This window comes from Paraburkholderia sp., from assembly GCF_047605525.1.
GTDB lineage: Bacteria > Pseudomonadota > Gammaproteobacteria > Burkholderiales > Burkholderiaceae > Paraburkholderia.
The window spans coordinates 18001-34744 of record NZ_JASGFN010000021.1 but is presented as its reverse complement, the minus strand read 5'-3'; the positions used below and the strand labels follow the sequence as shown (position 1 = coordinate 34744).

The following is a 16744-nucleotide window of genomic DNA, read 5'->3' as shown; positions in this document are numbered from 1 at the left end:
ATTGCCCACTCACCAGCAAGACCTCTATGACAACTGGCTCGCGACGGGTTCAAACGCCTGCTGCATTTCGACACAGCGTGATCCACGGACCCTTGCGCGCCGCGCTCGCCATCATGCTGGCCTTCGCCAGTCTGCTTGCCGCGCCGCGGGCCTACGCGGTTCATGCGATCGCGCAATACGGCGAGCCGAAATATCCGGCCGGCTTCAAACATTTCGATTACGTCAATCCCGATGCGCCGAAGGGCGGCACGCTGGTACTCGCGAACCCGAACCGTCTGACGAGCTTCGACAAGTTCAATCCGTTCACGCTGCGCGGCAATCCGGCGCCGGGCCTCGAATTGATGTTCGAGAGCCTGACGATCGGCAGCGCCGACGAAGTCGCGTCCGCATACGGGCTGCTTGCCGACGACATCGTCGTCGCGCCCGATGGCCTGTCAGTCACGTTCCACATCAACCCGCGCGCGCGCTTTTCGAACGGCGACGCCGTCACCGCCGACGACGTCAAGTTCTCGCTCGACACGCTGAAAAGCCCGCAGGCCGCGCCGCAATACGCGTCGATTTTCGGTGAGATCAAGCGCGCGGTCGTCGTCGATCCGCACACGGTGCGTTTCGAGTTTCGCGATCGCAACCGCGAGTTGCCGCTACTCGCGGGCAGCATGCCGGTGTTCTCGCGCAAATGGGGGATGAAGCCGGACGGCAGCCGCACTCCGTTCGATCAGCTCGCGTTCGAAAAGCCGATCGGCAGCGGCCCGTATCTGATCGAGAGCTACGACAACGGCCGCACGATCACCTTCAGGCGCGACCCGAACTACTGGGGCGCCGATCTGCCGGTGCGCGTCGGCACGAACAACTTCGAGCGCATCGTCTACAAGCTGTATGCCGACCCCACCGCGCGGCTGGAAGCGTTCAAGGCCGGCGAGTACGACGCGCTCGTCGAGTACGTCGCGCGCAACTGGGTGCGGCGCGACGTCGGCAAGAAATTCGACAGCGGCGAGCTGATCAAGCGGGAATTCCCGCAACACAACGGCACCGGCATGCAGGGCTTCATCCTGAACACGCGCCGGCCGCTGTTCCAGGACGTGCGCGTGCGCCGCGCGCTCGATCTCGCGCTCGATTTTCAATGGCTGAACCGGCAACTGTTCTTCAATCAATACACGCGCATCGACAGCTATTTCGCCAACACCGAATGGCAGGCGAAGGGGCTGCCGTCGCCGGGCGAACTCGCGCTGCTGGAACCGTGGCGCGACAAGCTCGACCCGGCCGTGTTCGGCCCGATGCCGAAGCAGCCCGATACCGATCCGCCCGGCTCGCTGCGCGCCAATCTGCTCGAGGCGCGCGATCTGTTGCAGCAGGCCGGCTGGGTCTATCGCGACGGCGCGTTGCGCAACGCGAAGGGCGAGCCGTTCCAGTTCGAGATCCTCGACGATTCGGGCTCGGCCGCGTCGATGGAGCCGATCGTCGCGACCTTCACGCGCAATCTGCAGAAGCTCGGCATTACCGCGACGTTTCGCGCGGCGGACTACGCGGTGTATCAGAAGCGTCTCGACGCGTTCGATTTCGACGTGACGACGATCCGCATGCCGGACGTGCAGGTGCCGGGCTCCGAGCAGATCAACCGCTTCGGCAGCAAGGCCGCCGATACGACCGGCTCGGACAATGTGATCGGCGTGAAGTCGCCCGCGGTCGACGCGGTGCTCGACGCGCTCGTGCATGCGCAAACGCGCGAGCAGTTGACCGACGCGGCGCATGCGCTCGACCGTCTGCTGATGCATGGCTACTATGTGGTGCCGCACTGGTACAGCGGCACGCACCGTGTCGCGTTCAAGCGCGGCCTTGCGTGGCCGAAGACCTTGCCGCTGTACTATGGCGCGGAAGGCTGGATCACCTCGATGTGGTGGTACGGGGAGCCGCAAACGGATGCGCAAACGCATGCGCAAACGCCGCCGCCGGCCGACATACAGCCGAAACCGTAGCCGCGCCGACGCATCGGTCGCGTATCGACGATTGCCGACTGATTGATCTGATCGCTTACTCCAACGCCTTCGCACCGGAATACCGTCTATGTGGAGCTACATCCTCAAACGCCTGCTGCTGATGATCCCCACGTTGCTCGGCGTGCTGACGCTGACCTTCGTCGTGATCCAGTTCGTGCCGGGCGGCCCGGTCGAGCAGATGCAGCATGAGTTGCGCAAGGGCGCGGAGAGCGCGTCGCCGTTCGGGCTGCGCGCGCATAGCGGCGTCGACGCGCAACAGCTCGCGCAACTGAAGCAGCTCTACGGCTTCGACAAACCGCCGCTCGAACGCTATGTGCTGATGCTCAAACGCTTCGCGACCTTCGATCTCGGGCAGAGCTATTTCCGCCATCAAAGCGTGTGGTCGCTGATCGTGTCGAAGCTGCCGGTGTCGATCAGCATCGGTTTATGGACGTTCTTTCTCACGTATCTGATATCGGTCCCGCTCGGCATCGCGAAGGCGGTACGCAACGGCTCGCACTTCGATGTCGCAACCAGTCTCGTCGTGCTGATCGGCTACGCGATTCCGGGCTTCGTGCTCGGCGTACTGCTGCTCGTGCTGTTCGGCGGCGGCACGTTTCTGCAGCTCTTCCCGTTGCGCAACCTCACCTCGGACAACTGGGATCAACTGAGCACCGTCGGCAAGATCCTCGACTATCTGTGGCATATCACGTTGCCGGTCACCGCGTCGGTGGTCGGCAGCTTCGCGGTCGTCACGATGCTGACCAAGAACGCGTTTCTCGACGAAATCCGCAAGCAGTACGTGTTGACCGCGCGCGCGAAGGGGCTGTCGGAAAAACGCGTGCTGTGGAAGCACGTGTTCCGCAATGCGCTGCTGCCGCTGATCGTCGGTTTCCCGGCGGCGTTCATCGGTGCGTTCTTCACCGGCAGCCTGCTGATCGAAACGCTGTTTTCGCTCGACGGGCTCGGGCTGCTGTCGTATGAGTCCGTGATGCGGCGCGACTATCCGGTCGTGCTCGGCACGCTGTACGTGTTCACGCTGATCGGCCTCGTGACGAAGCTGATCTCCGACCTCTGCTATGTGTGGGTCGATCCCCGCATCCAATTCGAACAGCTGGAGCGCTGATGAATCGAGCCCGCCTTTCCGCCGACGCGGCGGCGCGCACCGAACCCGCGCGCGCACTGGTATCGCCGACGCCGGCGCGCCGCGTATGGCGACGTTTTCGCCAGCAGCGCCTCGGCTACTGGAGCCTGATCATCTTCGTTGTCGCATTCGCGGCGAGCCTCGCGGGGCCGCTATGGTCGAACGACAAGCCGCTCGTGGTGCGCTACGACGGTCACCTGTATTTCCCGATGTTCAGGACCTACGCGGAGACCACCTTCGGCGGCGACTTCCCGACGCCGGCCGATTATCTCGATCCGTATATCAAGCATCGTTTCGACGCGCCGGGCAACTTCGCGCTGTATCCGCCCAACCGCTACTACTACGACACGCTCAATTACTTCTCGAAGGTGCCGAACCCGGCGCCGCCGTCGCGCGATAACTGGCTCGGCACCGACGACCGCGGCCGCGATCTGTTCGCGCGTCTGCTCTATGGGTTCCGCGTGTCGGTCGAGTTCGGTCTCGTGCTGACGTTGATCGGCACGATACTTGGCATCGCCGCGGGCGCCGTGCAAGGTTATTTCGGCGGGCGGACCGACATCATCGGGCAGCGCCTGATCGAAATCTGGAGCGCGATGCCCGAGCTGTATCTGCTGATCATTTTTTCGGCGATCTTCGAGCCGGGTTTCATTCTGCTGATCGTGCTGCTGTCGCTGTTCGGCTGGATCGGACTGTCCGATTACGTGCGCGCGGAGTTTCTGCGCAACCGCCAGCAGGACTACGTGCGCGCGGCGCGCGCGATGGGGCTGTCGAACTGGCAGATCATGTGGCGCCACGTGCTGCCCAACAGCCTGACGCCGGTCATCACGTTTCTGCCGTTCCGGATGAGCGGCGCGATTCTCGCGTTGACGAGTCTCGACTTTCTCGGCCTCGGCGTGCCGGCGCCGACGCCGAGCCTCGGCGAACTGCTCGCGCAAGGCAAGGCGAATCTCGACGCGTGGTGGATCTCGGTGTCGACCTTCGGCGTGCTGGTGGCGATGCTGCTGTTGCTCACCTTCATGGGCGACGCGCTGCGCAATGCGCTCGACACGCGTATCTCCGACGCGATGCGCGCGGGAGGCAATCAATGAGCGCATTGCCGCAAAACCATCCGCGGCAGACGGATACGCCGCTGCTCGAACTCGACCGTCTGCATGTCGCGTTCGGCGATACGGTCGCGGTGAACGACGTATCGCTCGCGATCGCGCGTGGCGAGCGTGTCGCGCTCGTCGGCGAATCGGGCTCGGGCAAGAGCGTGACCGCGCTCTCGGTGCTGCGCCTGCTGACCGACGCGCGGGTGAGCGGCACGATCCGCTTCGACGGCGAGGACCTGCTTGCGAAAAGCGAACGCGCGATGCGCGGCCTGCGCGGCTCGGATATCGCGATGATCTTCCAGGAGCCGATGACCGCGCTCAATCCGCTGTATACGATCGGCGACCAGATCGCGGAGACGATCGTTGCGCATGACGGCGTGAGCGCGAACGAGGCGGCGAAGCGCGCGGTCGCGCTGCTCGCGCGCACCGGCATCGCCGAGCCGGGCAAGCGCGTGAACAGCTATCCGCATGAGCTCTCCGGCGGGCAGCGGCAGCGCGCGATGATCGCGATGGCGCTCGCGTGCCGGCCGCGTCTTTTGCTCGCCGACGAGCCGACCACGGCGCTCGACGTGACGATCCGCGCGCAGATCGTCGAGCTGCTGCTCGAACTGCAGCGCGACGAAGCGCAAAAGCGCGGCATGGCCGTGCTGCTGATCACGCACGACCTCAATCTGGTGCGTCACTTCGCGCAGCGCGTCGCGGTGATGGAGCAGGGCGTGCTGGTCGAAACCGGCCCGGTCGAGCAGGTGTTCGACGCGCCGCGGCATCCGTATACGCAGCGCCTGCTCGCGAGCCGGCCGCAGCGCACGGTGGTGCCGGTGCTGCCGATTTCGCCGGTGCTGCTCGAGGCGCGCGACGTATCGGTCGATTTCAGGACGAAGCTGCCCGGCCTGCGCGGCTGGTTCGGCTCGGGGCGGTTTCGAGCAGTCGAGCGGGCGAACGTGTCGGTGCGCCAGGGGGAGACGCTCGGGATCGTCGGCGAATCGGGGTCCGGCAAGTCGACCCTCGCGATGGCGCTGCTCGGCCTGCAGCGCACCGCGCACGGCGAGATCGAGTTTCAGGGCAGGACGCTCGGCAGCTATCGGGGTATCGAAAAGACTGCCTTACGGTCGAATATGCAGGTCGTCTTTCAGGATCCGTTCAGCTCGCTTTCGCCGCGGCAGACGATCGAGCGGATCGTCGGCGAGGGGCTTGCGCTGCACCGGCCGCAGATGACGCCGCAGGCGCGCCGCGACAAGGTGGTGGCGGTGCTGCGCGAAGTCGGTATCGACCGCACGGCGCTGTATCGCTATCCACACGAATTTTCAGGTGGCCAGCGCCAGCGCATCGCGATCGCGCGGGCACTGGTACTGGAGCCGCGCCTGCTGATCCTCGACGAGCCGACGAGCGCGCTCGACGTGTCGATCCAGCAGCAGGTGTTGAAGCTGCTCGCCGGTTTGCAGCAGAAATACAATCTCGGCTTCGTGTTCATTAGCCACGATCTCGAGGTGATCGGGGCAATGGCGCATCGTGTCGTGGTGATGCAAAACGGATCGATTGTGGAGACCGGCGACGTCGAGAAAATTTTTGCGGCGCCATCGCATCCTTACACGCGAAAGCTGCTGAAAGCAGCGCTTGACCATTGATTTTTCACCCATTCACCAATTAAGTGCGTTACTCGATTGATTTTTTCTATTTCTTTTGACACACAAATACTTACTGGCTAGTATCGAGCAAACTTTTTTTCGCAGACCACTGATTTTCAGGCAAAAACTACCGACCAATGCAGCACAGAAACCTAACCCAGGCTCGCACGCGCGTCGTCGCCGGGATGTTCATTGGCGTCTTGATGGCAGCAGCTCCCGGCGCGTTCGCCGACGAAGTCAGCAGTTTCAATCAGACAGTCTCCTCTTCGACCACCACCGGGTCGAATTCTTTCTCCCTCTCCAGTCCCCAGACCCCGGCTGCCAGCAGCGATAGCGGCGGCGCGAGGTCGTTTCTTTCCGGCATGGCTGGCAAAGCGGGTGACGTCGTGGTCGGCGCGCTGAACATGATCGGCGTTCGCTACCGTTGGGGGGGCAATACGCCCGATTCGGGGCTCGATTGCAGCGGTTTCGTGCGTTACGTGTTCCAGGACACGCTCGGCCTCGCGTTGCCGCGCCGTGCCGAGGAGATGAGCCGCATAGGCGAGAAGGTGCGCGTGAGCGACCTGAAGCCGGGCGATCTGGTGTTCTTCAATACGATGCGCCGCACGTTCTCGCACGTCGGCATTTATATCGGCGACAACAAGTTCGTGCATTCGCCGTCCACCGGCAGCACGATCCGCGTAGACGACCTGGATGACGGCTACTGGGAAAAACGCTTCACGGGTGCACGCCGTATCGAGACCTCGTATCAGGGCGACGATCTGCGCAAGCGCGTGAATGCGACCATCGGCGGGAATAACTGATTCCGGTCTGAACTGACGATAAAAAAGCCTGCTTCATCGAAGCAGGCTTTTTGCTTTGTGAGTTCGGGCGCGGATTTCCCGGACGGCGCCGATGCCGTCCGCACCGATTACGTCGACATCCGACGCGCCGCGAGCTTGCGCTGCAGCTCCGGCATCATTTTCGCGACCGCTTCCTCGCCCGCGAGAATCGCCGCGTTACGTTGCGAGAAATCGCTGCCGCTCATTGCGGCGAGATTCGGACGGATCACGACGTCCGCATATTTGTCGAGTTCGTAGGCCTTGATCGTCTGGCCCATGATCGTGAAGGTCTGCATCAGCACGTCGAACGAACTCGTGGTCACGCCGGTTTCCGGACGCTGCGAGATATCGACGGCGATCACGAAATCGGCACCCATGCGGCGCGCGAACGAGGCCGGCACCGGACTCACCAGCCCGCCATCCACATACTCGTGACCGCCGATCTTCACCGGCTCGAAAATCGACGGCACGCTGCACGACGCGCGCACCGCGACACCGGTGTTGCCGCGCTGGAACAGGATCGGCTGACCGGTCTGCAGATCGGTCGCGACCACGCCGAGCGGTTTGGCCATCTTTTCGATCGGACGGTTGTTCAGCGTCGTGTTCAGGTAGTTCTGCAACGCGACGCCTTGCAGGAAGCCACGCGTGCGAAACGGCATCGCCCAGTCGCTGATCGACGCTTCGTCCATGCTGAGCGCGAGCTTGTTCAGCGCGAAGCCGTTCATCCCCGATGCGTACAGCGCGCCGACCACCGAGCCGGCGCTCGTGCCGACGACCAGGTCGATCTGGATATTGCGCGCCTCGAGCGCCTTGATTACGCCGATGTGCGCGAAGCCGCGCGCGGCGCCGCCGCCGAGCGCGAGCGCGATCCGTACCTGCTTCCGCGCTTTGTCGGGCGACGGCGGCGGGACGGTGGGCGTGGCGGTGATCGGTGCGCTATCGAGTTTGCCGCCGGTCGTGGTGCAGGCGGCGAGTACTGCGGATGCGGCTGCCAGCGAAAAATTGCGGCGACTCAATCGTGGAAATGAGCGTAGGGATGAGCGTGGGGACGGGGGTTTCAACGAGTTCTCCAGCAACGGCGCGGGCGAAGCATGCGAGCTCACGCGTGCCGCGATCAGGCAGAGGATCAAACCAGGCGGACCGCCGGCGATGATTCCGCGCGCCAGCGAGCGTGCGTGTGCAACCGGTATTCAGCCGGTGCCCACTCGCAGCGCGCGCACATCATAAAGCAAAGGATCGGCTTGCGCGGTGGGCTGTAATGAAACGTTGCAGAGGAAGTATTCGGGAACGGCGCGGGGACGGCGACGCGCTTTTTCAGGACAGCTTGGGCGAGATGCGGGATGGTGCGCGCGCCAGCGCCACAATGAGTGAGATGCGGCGCTGAAATGCGGATTTTTCGAATCGCATCCGCGCCGCGGGAGGCCTTGCGCGCATGCGCCATCGGCCATCCGGACGAGGGCGGCAACGCATGTGCGGAAGGTATAATCCGGCTCTTGTACTTATTTCCTTTGTGTTCATGCGCGGCATCGCGCGCGGCATGGGCACGCTTCGCTGCCGCGCTTCGCGCGGCATGTTTGCCTGGGCGCCGGCGCCTGCTTTCCGAGTAACCGCTAATGACCACCTCCGTTCGTACCCGTTTCGCACCGAGTCCCACCGGCTTCATCCACCTCGGCAACATCCGCTCCGCGCTCTATCCGTGGGCGTTCGCGCGCAAGATGAAAGGGACCTTCGTGCTGCGGGTCGAGGACACCGACGTCGAGCGCTCCACGACCGAATCAGTCGACGCGATTCTCGAAGGCATGGCATGGCTCGGTCTCGATTTCGACGAAGGCCCGTTCTACCAGATGCAGCGCATGGACCGTTACCGCGAAGTGCTCAGGCAGATGCAGGACGCCGGGCTGGTCTACCCGTGCTACATGTCGACCGAGGAACTCGACGCGCTGCGCGAGCGGCAGCGCGAGGCGGGCGAGAAACCTCGCTACGACGGCACGTGGCGCCCGGAGCCGGGCAAGGTGCTGCCGGAGCCGCCGGCGGGCGTGAAGCCGGTGCTGCGCTTCCGCAATCCGTTGACGGGCGTGGTCGCATGGGACGATGCAGTGAAAGGCCGCATCGAAATCTCGAACGAAGAACTCGACGATCTCGTGATCGCGCGTCCGGACGGCACGCCGACGTATAACTTCTGCGTCGTCGTCGACGATCTCGACATGCGCATTACCCACGTCATTCGCGGCGACGACCACGTGAACAACACGCCGCGTCAGATCAATATCCTGCGCGCGCTCGGCGGCGAACCGCCCGTGTACGCGCACCTGCCTACCGTGCTGAACGAGCAGGGCGAGAAGATGAGCAAGCGTCACGGCGCGATGAGCGTGATGGGTTATCGCGATGCCGGCTATCTGCCGGAAGCGGTCGTCAACTATCTGGCGCGCCTCGGCTGGTCGCATGGCGACGCGGAGATTTTTACGCGCGAGCAGTTCATCGAATGGTTCGATCTCGAGCACCTCGGCAAGTCGCCGGCACAGTACGACCACGACAAGCTGAACTGGCTCAACGCGCACTACATCAAGGAAGCGGATAACGCGCGCCTTGCTGAACTGGCGAAGCCGTTCTTCGCGGAACTCGGCATCAGCGCGGACACGCTTGCGCAAGGCCCGGATCTGACGGGCGTGGTGGGCCTGATGAAGGACCGCGCGTCCACGGTGAAGGAGATCGCGCAGAACGCCGCGATGTTCTATCGCACACCAGCGCCGGATGCTGAATCGCTCGCGCAGCATGTGACCGATGCGGTCCGTCCGGCGCTCGCCGAGCTGGCCGCCGCGCTGAAGAGCGTCGAGTGGACGAAGGAGGCAATCGCCGCCGCGCTGAAGACCACACTCGGCGCGCACAAGCTGAAGATGCCGCAGCTCGCGATGCCGGTTCGTCTGCTGGTCGCGGGCACGACGCATACGCCGTCGATCGATAGCGTGCTGATGCTGTTCGGGCGCGAGGTCGTCGTTAGCCGCATCGAAAAAGCGCTCGGTTAATGAGTACGTTCAGCCGCGTGAAGAGGACTTGCACGTGACCTGAAAAAATCCGCATGTAATTGCTCAAAGGGTATTTACAAAGCGCAGATTGGTCTCTAAAATCTCGTTTCTCTGATGCAGGGGGTATAGCTCAGCTGGGAGAGCGCTTGCATGGCATGCAAGAGGTCAGCGGTTCGATCCCGCTTACCTCCACCAACAGAGCAGAGTAAAGTGGTTGCGAAGTCTTGAAGTTGTAGTAAAAAGACTTCACAAATTACCGAAGCGTAGTTAAAATAGCGGTCTTCACAGTTGACGGAAAAACAACTAGCGAATTAACTGAAAAGTTAGCGCGAGTTGAAGAAAGTTAGCGGTGAATCAAGACAGATCTGAAAAGATTATGTCCCCTTCGTCTAGAGGCCTAGGACATCACCCTTTCACGGTGAGTACAGGGGTTCGAATCCCCTAGGGGACGCCAGACATCAGCGTCGCTTTAGTGTTCGAGTCGTAGCAGTAAAGCAGCGCAGCTTGCAGAGAATTAACCGACGCTCGCAAGCAAGGGTGTAAAGACTGGAGTGGTAGTTCAGTCGGTTAGAATACCGGCCTGTCACGCCGGGGGTCGCGGGTTCGAGTCCCGTCCACTCCGCCAGACAAAGCCCGTTCAAGCAAACCTGAACGGGCTTTTTCATTAAAGGTGTAAGCAGTACGTTGTCCCCTTCGTCTAGAGGCCTAGGACATCACCCTTTCACGGTGAGTACAGGGGTTCGAATCCCCTAGGGGACGCCAGAACATCGGCGTCGTTCGGTTGGAAGTTTGAACGGTGCAGCAGGTAAGCGGACATGACACCGCAAGCTGCGATGGCAGATCTGGAGCGGTAGTTCAGTTGGTTAGAATACCGGCCTGTCACGCCGGGGGTCGCGGGTTCGAGTCCCGTCCGCTCCGCCAGATTTGAGAAAGCCCACTTCGAGAGAAGTGGGCTTTTTTACTTCTACTGCGTTATTTCACAACCTGTCGCGTGTCGCCTCGAAACGGCTCGGGACAAACAGCCATTGCCAGCGCGCGTAGCCTGTTTTACCGTTGATCCGATTCATCCTCGCGGTCTCGTCATGTTCGATCCTACCGAAGCCCCGTCACCGTTTCACCTGCGCACGGCCAGCATGGATGATTTCGAGTTTGCCGAGGCGCTGACGCGCAACAACATGGGTGGCTATTATCGCCGCCATCATCTGGTCTGGCGAAGCGATCTGTTTCTCGGTAGCTGGCGCGAGTCGGAGAATTTCATTCTCGAAGTGGATGGCGTGCCGATGGGGGTGCTACGCATCACCGAAGAGGGCGATTCGCTGCACATCCGCGACGTACAGATCGCCGAGGGTTATCGGCGGCTCGGCGCGGGGACGTTTCTGCTCGACATCTCGCATCAATGGGCACGCGAGCGCGGACTGCGCGAGTTGCAGTTGCGCGTGTTTGTCGATAATCCCGCGGCGCGGTTGTATCAGCGCAAGGGGTATAAGCTCGCCGGGCCAAGGCTCGCGCAGTTAGGCGCAATCCGTCATCTCGCGCGGCGGGTTTGAGGCGGGGCTGAAACCGGTAGCTGGCATTCGGCATCCGGCATTCTGGGCTCTCCAGGCGAGCGTTCGTCGCGTATCTGCTATTCAGCGCCCGGCACCACCCGTTGTGTCTCCGCGATCCTGCGCCGTTTCTTCATCCTCCGGCGAATCATCATGTTCGCCATTGGCCGCGCGATGCTCGGCCCCTCGCTCGATAAACGCGCGCGGGCTCGCGCCGAACGCGCGCCGGAACATCGCGGAAAAAGCGCTCTGGCTTTGATAGCCCAACTCCTGCGCCACATGCGACAGCGGCCGCCCCTGGCTAAGCAGCGGAATGGCGCGCGCGAGAATCGCCTGCTGGCGCCATTGCGAAAAACTCACACCGAGTTCCTGACGGAATAGCCGCGCGATCGTGCGCGTGCTCGCGCCGACCGTCGACGCCCATTGTTCGAGCGACTCGCCATGCGTCGGGTCTGCGATCACGGCCTCGCAGAGCGCGCGCAGTCTCTTTTCGTTGGGCATCGGCACGGACAGCGGCAGCGGCTCGGAGCGCGTCAGCTCATCGAGCGCGAGTGCTCCAAGCAACTGCTCGCGCGCGGCGGAGAGGCCGGGTGTGTCGAGCGCGGCGATCACTTCGCGCAGCAGGTTCGACACCTCGACGACGCGCGGCGTATCGAGCCCGGCCGGCACGGTACTTTCGGTGATGTAGAGCGTGCGCAGGAACGCATCCTCGACGGCAATCACTTCGTGCGTCACATGCGGCGGCACCCAGATCGCGCGCGACGGCGGCACCATCCACGTGCTGCCCGTCGTCGCGACGCGCAACACGCCGCGCGACGCATACGCCACTTGCGCCCATGCATGCGTATGACGCGGAATATGCCAGCCGGCCGGCATCGGCCGCGAGCGCACGCGGATCGGGTGGATCTGCGTCGGCGCAAACTCGGGCGGAATCTCGGCGAAGCGGACGCGGCTCAACAACTCTGAGTCGGTGGACGAAGTCATGGCCAGACCGGTTTGGATAACGGCGTGCGGCGGGCAACGGACGAAGCGTTCGGCCGCCGCCACTTACCGCGGATCTCACCATTGTAGAGGCTGCCCGCGCCCGATGTTCTCCGCGAGACGCATTGCCCGGCCCGGTGCGACCTGCCCACGGCCGTTGCATAATGTGCCGGTTGCCTCGCGCCTCCAGGAGACCCTATGAGCTTTGCTACCGCGGACTTGTGCGATGCGCACGAAGAGCAGGGCGCAGGCCGTGTGCTGGCCGCCGATGGCGTGCTCGTCGCGAACGCGGCGCTGGACTGAAGCCGCAACTGACACGGCTCTATCCCGACCCCCCAACACTTACTCCCCAGGAGACTCAACGACGATGCAGACCGTCTTTGTCTACGGCACGCTGCGTGCCGGTGAAGCGAACGATATCAGCGAAGCCGCGGCGCGCAACGACATCGCCGCGCCGACCCTGCTCGGCAGTACGACTGTGCGCGGCCATCTGTTCGACTTTGGCAGCTATCCTGGCCTCGTCGTCGACGAAGCGGGTGTCGACGTGCGTGGCGACGTCTACGAAATCGACGATGCGCTCGTCGCGGTGCTCGACGAAATCGAAGCGGTGTACCCGGGCGTCGAGGATCGCTTCCTCGCGCGCGACGTGATGGTGAAAGTGGACGGCAACGTTGTGAATTGCCGCTTCTATCCGGTCACGCCGAGCGCGGTGAAGGGGCTGCCCGAGATTCGATCGGGCGACTGGGTCGAGCATCGGCGCACGCGCTGACCGCGCGCCGACGCGAAGCGAAATGAAGCGAAGCACGTCAGACTCTGGGCATCACCCCACGAGCCGCCACATCGGCCACCTCAGATTTCCTCATAAAGCGGCAGCGTCAGAAAATCGGTGAACTGCTCCGCGGTCGACATCTGCTCGAAGATCTGCGCGGCGCGCTCGTAGGGCTTCGTGTCGCCGCCGACCGTCTGCTTCACCTTGTCGAGTTCCTGCACCGCCAGCTCGCGCACCAGTTCGACCGTCACCTTGCGGCCGTCATCGAGCTTGCCCTTCTGCGAGCGGATCCACTGCCACACTTGCGAGCGCGAAATTTCCGCGGTCGCCGCGTCTTCCATCAGGTTGTGAATCGGCACGCAGCCATTGCCCGCGAGCCACGAGCCGAGATAGTGAATGCCGACGTTGATGTTGTTGCGCAAGCCCGCTTCGGTGATTGGCGTTTCCGGGCAGAAGTCGAGCAGATCGGTGGCCGTCACGAGCACGTCGTCGCGTTGCTTGCCGATCTGGTTCGGCTTGTCGCCGAGCACCTTGACGAACTCTTCCATCGCCACCGGCACGAGGCCCGGATGCGCGACCCAGCCGCCGTCGTAGCCGTCACCCGCATCGCGCGCCTTGTCCGAGCGCACGCCGGCCATCGCCTTGTCGTTGGCCGCCGGGTCGTTCCTGATCGGAATCAGCGCGCTCATGCCGCCGATCGCCGGCGCGTTGCGACGGTGGCAGGTCTTCAGCAGCAGCAACGCGTACGCGCGCATGAACGGCGACGTCATCGTGATCTGCGAACGGTCGGCGAGACAGAAGTCGCGGTCGGCCTTGAACTTCTTGATCGCGGAGAAGATGTAGTCCCAGCGGCCGGCGTTCAGGCCCGAGCTATGTTCGCGCAGCTCGTACAGGATCTCGTCCATTTCGAACGCGGCGACGATCGTTTCGATCAGCACCGTCGCGCGAATCGTGCCGAGCGGCACGCCGACCGCTTCCTGCGCGGCGACGAAGATGTCGTTCCACAGACGCGCTTCGAGATGGCTCTCCATCTTCGGCAGATAGAAGTACGGGCCCGAGCCGCGCGCGACCAGTTCCTTCGCGTTGTGCACCATGTACAGCGCGAAATCGAAGATGCCGCCCGACACGCGCTTGCCGTCGACCGTCACGTGCTTCTCGTCGAGATGCCAGCCGCGCGGACGCACGATCAGCGTCGCGGTCTTGTCGTTGAGCCGGTACGACTTGCCGTTCTGCTCGAGCGCAATCGTGCGGCGCACCGCGTCCTTCAGATTGATATGGCCGGTGATCTGGTTGTCCCAGCTCGGCGCATTCGAATCCTCGAAGTCGGTCATGTAGGAATCCGCGCCGGAGTTGAGCGCGTTGATGATCATCTTGCGCTCGACGGGACCCGTGATCTCGACGCGCCGGCATTGCAGATCGTGCGGCAGCGGCGCGATGGTCCAGTCGCCTTCGCGCACGCTCTTCGTGGCGGCGAGGAAGTCGGGCCGCTCGCCGGCGTCGAGCCTTTGCGCGCGCTCGATGCGCGCCTGCAGCAACTGCTGACGGCGCGATTCGAACGTGCGATGCAACGCGGCGACGAGTTCCAGTGCCTCGCGCGTGAGGATCGCCTCAAAGCCGGGCTTGATGTCGCCGGTGATTTCCATGCCCTGCGGCAGCGACAGCGAGTTCGTCATGTTTTCTCCTTGGTCGGTCAGATTGCAGAAATGAGAAGGTTGAAAAGTAATCCGTGTGTTGCCGGATGCGGTGGCCGTCGTCATACGCGCGGGCTGGCGCGCTTGCGGCTCGCGCTGCCGTGAGTTCCGGTTTGACGGCTGCCGGGTAACGGCGGGGTCGAGGGGGAGCGCGCCGGAAGCGTCCGCAGAAAGTCCGGCAGATCGCTCATGCCGCTACCCGTGCCATGCGGCGCGACACCGAGTTCCTCGACCGGCGCGTTCTGCCGGTTGAGCCAGAACGTCGTGAAGCCGAACCACGTTGCGCCCGCCACGTCCCAGCCGTTCGAGGACACGAAGACGATCTCGCGCGCGGACACCCCGAACGCTTCGGGAGCAAGCGCATAGGCGGCGGGCGACGGCTTGTACGCGCGCACGGCGTCGACGGACAGCACGTGGTCGAAGAGGGTGCTCATGCCCGCGCTCTTGACCGCGATGTCGAGCATCTGCGGATTGCCGTTCGAGAGAATTGCGAGACCGATACGCGGCGCGTCGGTGGGCTCGCGCAATGCGCGCAGCACCGGCACCGTATCGGGAAACGCTGACAGGCACGCGTATTCGTCCATCAGACGTTTTTCGGCCGTGCGGCCCAGCGTGAGCTGCAGTTTTTTCGCGGCGAAGCGCAGCGCGTCGAGTGTGATGTCCCAGAACAGGCGGTAGTGTGCGCCGGGTGCGTCGGCCCGCGCGGCGAGCGTGCGCAGTTGCGTGTATTCGATCTGCTTCTGACGCCACAACTGCGACAGCGCATCGCCGTGGCCGGGGAACAGTTGCTCCGCGGCGGCGATCACCGAATGCACGTCGAAGAGCGTGCCGTAGGCGTCGAAGATCACTGCTCGCGGGAAAGGTGTCGTTGTGGCCGACATTGCCGTGCGCTCCATTCAGAGGTCGGGATCGATTGTATTGGTGGTATTATAGGTAAAGAAATAGGCTAAATATCACTTGATCTTTTACTTTTATATATCTAATCTGACGCGCACCACCTACTTTGCCGCGTGACTGCGGCGCGCATCGTTCATGGACCGTTTCAAGCAGATCGAGACTTTCGTCATCGTCGCGGCGAGAGGCAGCCTGTCCGCGGCGGCGCTCGCCGAGGGCGTCGCGCCCGCGATCATCGGCCGCCGCATCGATGCGCTCGAGGAGCGTCTGGGTGTCAAGCTGCTCGTGCGCACGACCCGCAAGATCACGCTGACCTTCGAAGGCTCGGCGTTTCTCGAAGACTGCCAGCGCATCATTCACGACATGCAGAACGCGGAGGCGAGCGTATCGGCGGGCGGCGTGAAGGCGAGCGGCCATCTGCGGCTGTCGGCGCCGGCCGGCTTCGGGCGACGACACGTCGCGCCGCTCGTGCCGGCGTTCACGGTCGCGCATCCGGATGTGTCGATCACGCTCGATCTGTCCGACCGCCTCGTCGATCTGGTCAACGAAGGCTTCGATTGCGCGGTGCGTCTCGGTGAGTTGCCGGATTCGTCGCTCGTGTCGTTGAAGCTCGCCGAGAACCGCCGCGTGTGTGTCGCGTCGCCTTCGTATCTGAGCCGGCGCGGCGCGCCGCATAGCCTCGCCGATCTCGCGCGTCACAACTGCCTCGCGCTCGGCGCGAGCGCGAACCAGCAGCGCGGCTGGATGTTCCAGCAGGACGGCAAGGTCGTGTCGATCAAGGTGTCCGGCACGATGGAATGCTCGGACGGCGCGGTGCTGCACGAATGGTGTCTGGCGGGACATGGTCTCGCGTGGCGCTCGTGGTGGGAGGTCGGCGCGGAGATCTCCGCCGGCCGCCTCGTCAGTGTGCTCGATGAATTCGCCGCGCCGCCGATCGGCATTCACGCGGTGTTTCCGCAGCGCCGCCATTTGCCGCTGCGGGTGCGACTGTTTCTCGACTTTCTCAAGCATACGTACGGCGAACCGGGTTACTGGGACTGATTGCGCTGATACAGGCGCGTGTTCGGCCGCGCGGCACGACGCGACGACGCAATGCGCAATGGATTTCCGATATCCGGACAGACCCTCGACTGGTCGTTACCCCCATTCGCGCGCACTACAATCGATTCGAGCGGCCCGCGGGCCGGG

At 63.5% G+C, this 16744-nt stretch carries 13 protein-coding genes and 5 tRNA genes; 14 read left to right on the top strand and 4 right to left on the bottom strand.

Annotated features, from left to right (window positions below; all coding sequences use genetic code 11):
* The first annotated feature begins 113 nt into the window (after window positions 1-113).
* The 5 genes from QM685_RS26550 to QM685_RS26530 all read left to right on the top strand — a co-directional run bounded on the left by QM685_RS26550 (window position 114) and on the right by QM685_RS26530 (window position 6636).
* The gene (locus tag QM685_RS26550; RefSeq protein WP_415121210.1) at window positions 114-1973 is read left to right on the top strand and encodes an extracellular solute-binding protein; all 1860 of its coding nucleotides are present in this window, start codon (window positions 114-116) and stop codon (window positions 1971-1973) included.
* Window positions 1974-2061: 88 nt separating this feature from the next.
* Window positions 2062-3099: a microcin C ABC transporter permease YejB gene (locus QM685_RS26545; protein ID WP_415121017.1), complete on the top strand. Its 1038-nt coding sequence runs from the start codon at window positions 2062-2064 to the stop codon at window positions 3097-3099.
* Window positions 3099-4205 carry an ABC transporter permease gene (locus QM685_RS26540; RefSeq protein WP_415121015.1) on the top strand — a complete coding sequence of 369 codons (1107 nt, stop codon included), beginning with the start codon at window positions 3099-3101 and terminating at the stop codon, window positions 4203-4205. The genes QM685_RS26545 and QM685_RS26540 overlap by 1 nt, the downstream gene beginning before the upstream one ends.
* Window positions 4202-5833, top strand: a complete 1632-nt coding sequence (locus QM685_RS26535) for an ABC transporter ATP-binding protein (RefSeq protein ID WP_415121014.1) — start codon at window positions 4202-4204, stop codon at window positions 5831-5833. The genes QM685_RS26540 and QM685_RS26535 overlap by 4 nt, the downstream gene beginning before the upstream one ends.
* A gap of 137 nt (window positions 5834-5970) precedes the next feature.
* Window positions 5971-6636 carry a C40 family peptidase gene (locus QM685_RS26530; protein WP_415121012.1) on the top strand — a complete coding sequence of 222 codons (666 nt, stop codon included), beginning with the start codon at window positions 5971-5973 and terminating at the stop codon, window positions 6634-6636.
* 107 nt (window positions 6637-6743) lie between these two features.
* Here the strand turns inward: QM685_RS26530 and QM685_RS26525 are convergent, their stop codons facing one another.
* Entirely contained in the window at window positions 6744-7730 is a 987-nt protein-coding gene (locus QM685_RS26525; protein WP_415121208.1) for a patatin-like phospholipase family protein, read from the bottom strand.
* A 537-nt stretch (window positions 7731-8267) separates the two neighbouring features.
* Between QM685_RS26525 and gltX the strand changes: the two genes are divergently transcribed.
* From gltX to QM685_RS26490, 7 genes are all read left to right on the top strand, one after another.
* Window positions 8268-9677 (top strand): glutamate--tRNA ligase, encoded by a 1410-nt coding sequence (gene gltX, locus QM685_RS26520; protein ID WP_415121010.1) that lies wholly within the window; start codon window positions 8268-8270, stop codon window positions 9675-9677.
* A 119-nt stretch (window positions 9678-9796) separates the two neighbouring features.
* Window positions 9797-9872 (top strand) — tRNA-Ala (locus tag QM685_RS26515).
* A gap of 183 nt (window positions 9873-10055) precedes the next feature.
* Window positions 10056-10131, top strand: a tRNA-Glu gene (locus tag QM685_RS26510).
* 94 nt (window positions 10132-10225) lie between these two features.
* Window positions 10226-10302 (top strand) — tRNA-Asp (locus tag QM685_RS26505).
* Between the two features lie 61 nt (window positions 10303-10363).
* Window positions 10364-10439, top strand: a tRNA-Glu gene (locus QM685_RS26500).
* An 82-nt stretch (window positions 10440-10521) separates the two neighbouring features.
* Window positions 10522-10598: transfer RNA gene (locus QM685_RS26495), tRNA-Asp, on the top strand.
* A 161-nt stretch (window positions 10599-10759) separates the two neighbouring features.
* Window positions 10760-11224 (top strand): GNAT family N-acetyltransferase, encoded by a 465-nt coding sequence (locus tag QM685_RS26490; protein WP_018417609.1) that lies wholly within the window; start codon window positions 10760-10762, stop codon window positions 11222-11224.
* A gap of 81 nt (window positions 11225-11305) precedes the next feature.
* Here the strand turns inward: QM685_RS26490 and QM685_RS26485 are convergent, their stop codons facing one another.
* Window positions 11306-12205 carry an AraC family transcriptional regulator gene (locus QM685_RS26485; RefSeq protein WP_415121008.1) on the bottom strand — a complete coding sequence of 300 codons (900 nt, stop codon included), beginning with the start codon at window positions 12203-12205 and terminating at the stop codon, window positions 11306-11308.
* A 364-nt stretch (window positions 12206-12569) separates the two neighbouring features.
* Between QM685_RS26485 and QM685_RS26480 the strand changes: the two genes are divergently transcribed.
* Complete coding sequence (locus tag QM685_RS26480) at window positions 12570-12971, top strand: gamma-glutamylcyclotransferase family protein (protein ID WP_415121006.1); 402 nt, start codon at window positions 12570-12572, stop codon at window positions 12969-12971.
* A gap of 80 nt (window positions 12972-13051) precedes the next feature.
* Here QM685_RS26480 and aceB read toward each other — a convergent pair whose 3' ends face one another.
* Both aceB and QM685_RS26470 read right to left on the bottom strand, forming a co-directional pair.
* Entirely contained in the window at window positions 13052-14644 is a 1593-nt protein-coding gene (gene aceB, locus QM685_RS26475; protein WP_415121004.1) for a malate synthase A, read from the bottom strand.
* A gap of 80 nt (window positions 14645-14724) precedes the next feature.
* Window positions 14725-15543, bottom strand: coding sequence for a haloacid dehalogenase type II (locus tag QM685_RS26470; RefSeq protein ID WP_415121002.1), 819 nt, complete (start codon window positions 15541-15543; stop codon window positions 14725-14727).
* A 151-nt stretch (window positions 15544-15694) separates the two neighbouring features.
* Here QM685_RS26470 and QM685_RS26465 point away from each other — a divergent pair, with 151 nt between their 5' ends.
* On the top strand, window positions 15695-16597 hold the full coding sequence (locus QM685_RS26465) for a LysR family transcriptional regulator (protein ID WP_415121000.1): 903 nt from the start codon (window positions 15695-15697) through the stop codon (window positions 16595-16597).
* Window positions 16598-16744: the final 147 nt, after the last annotated feature.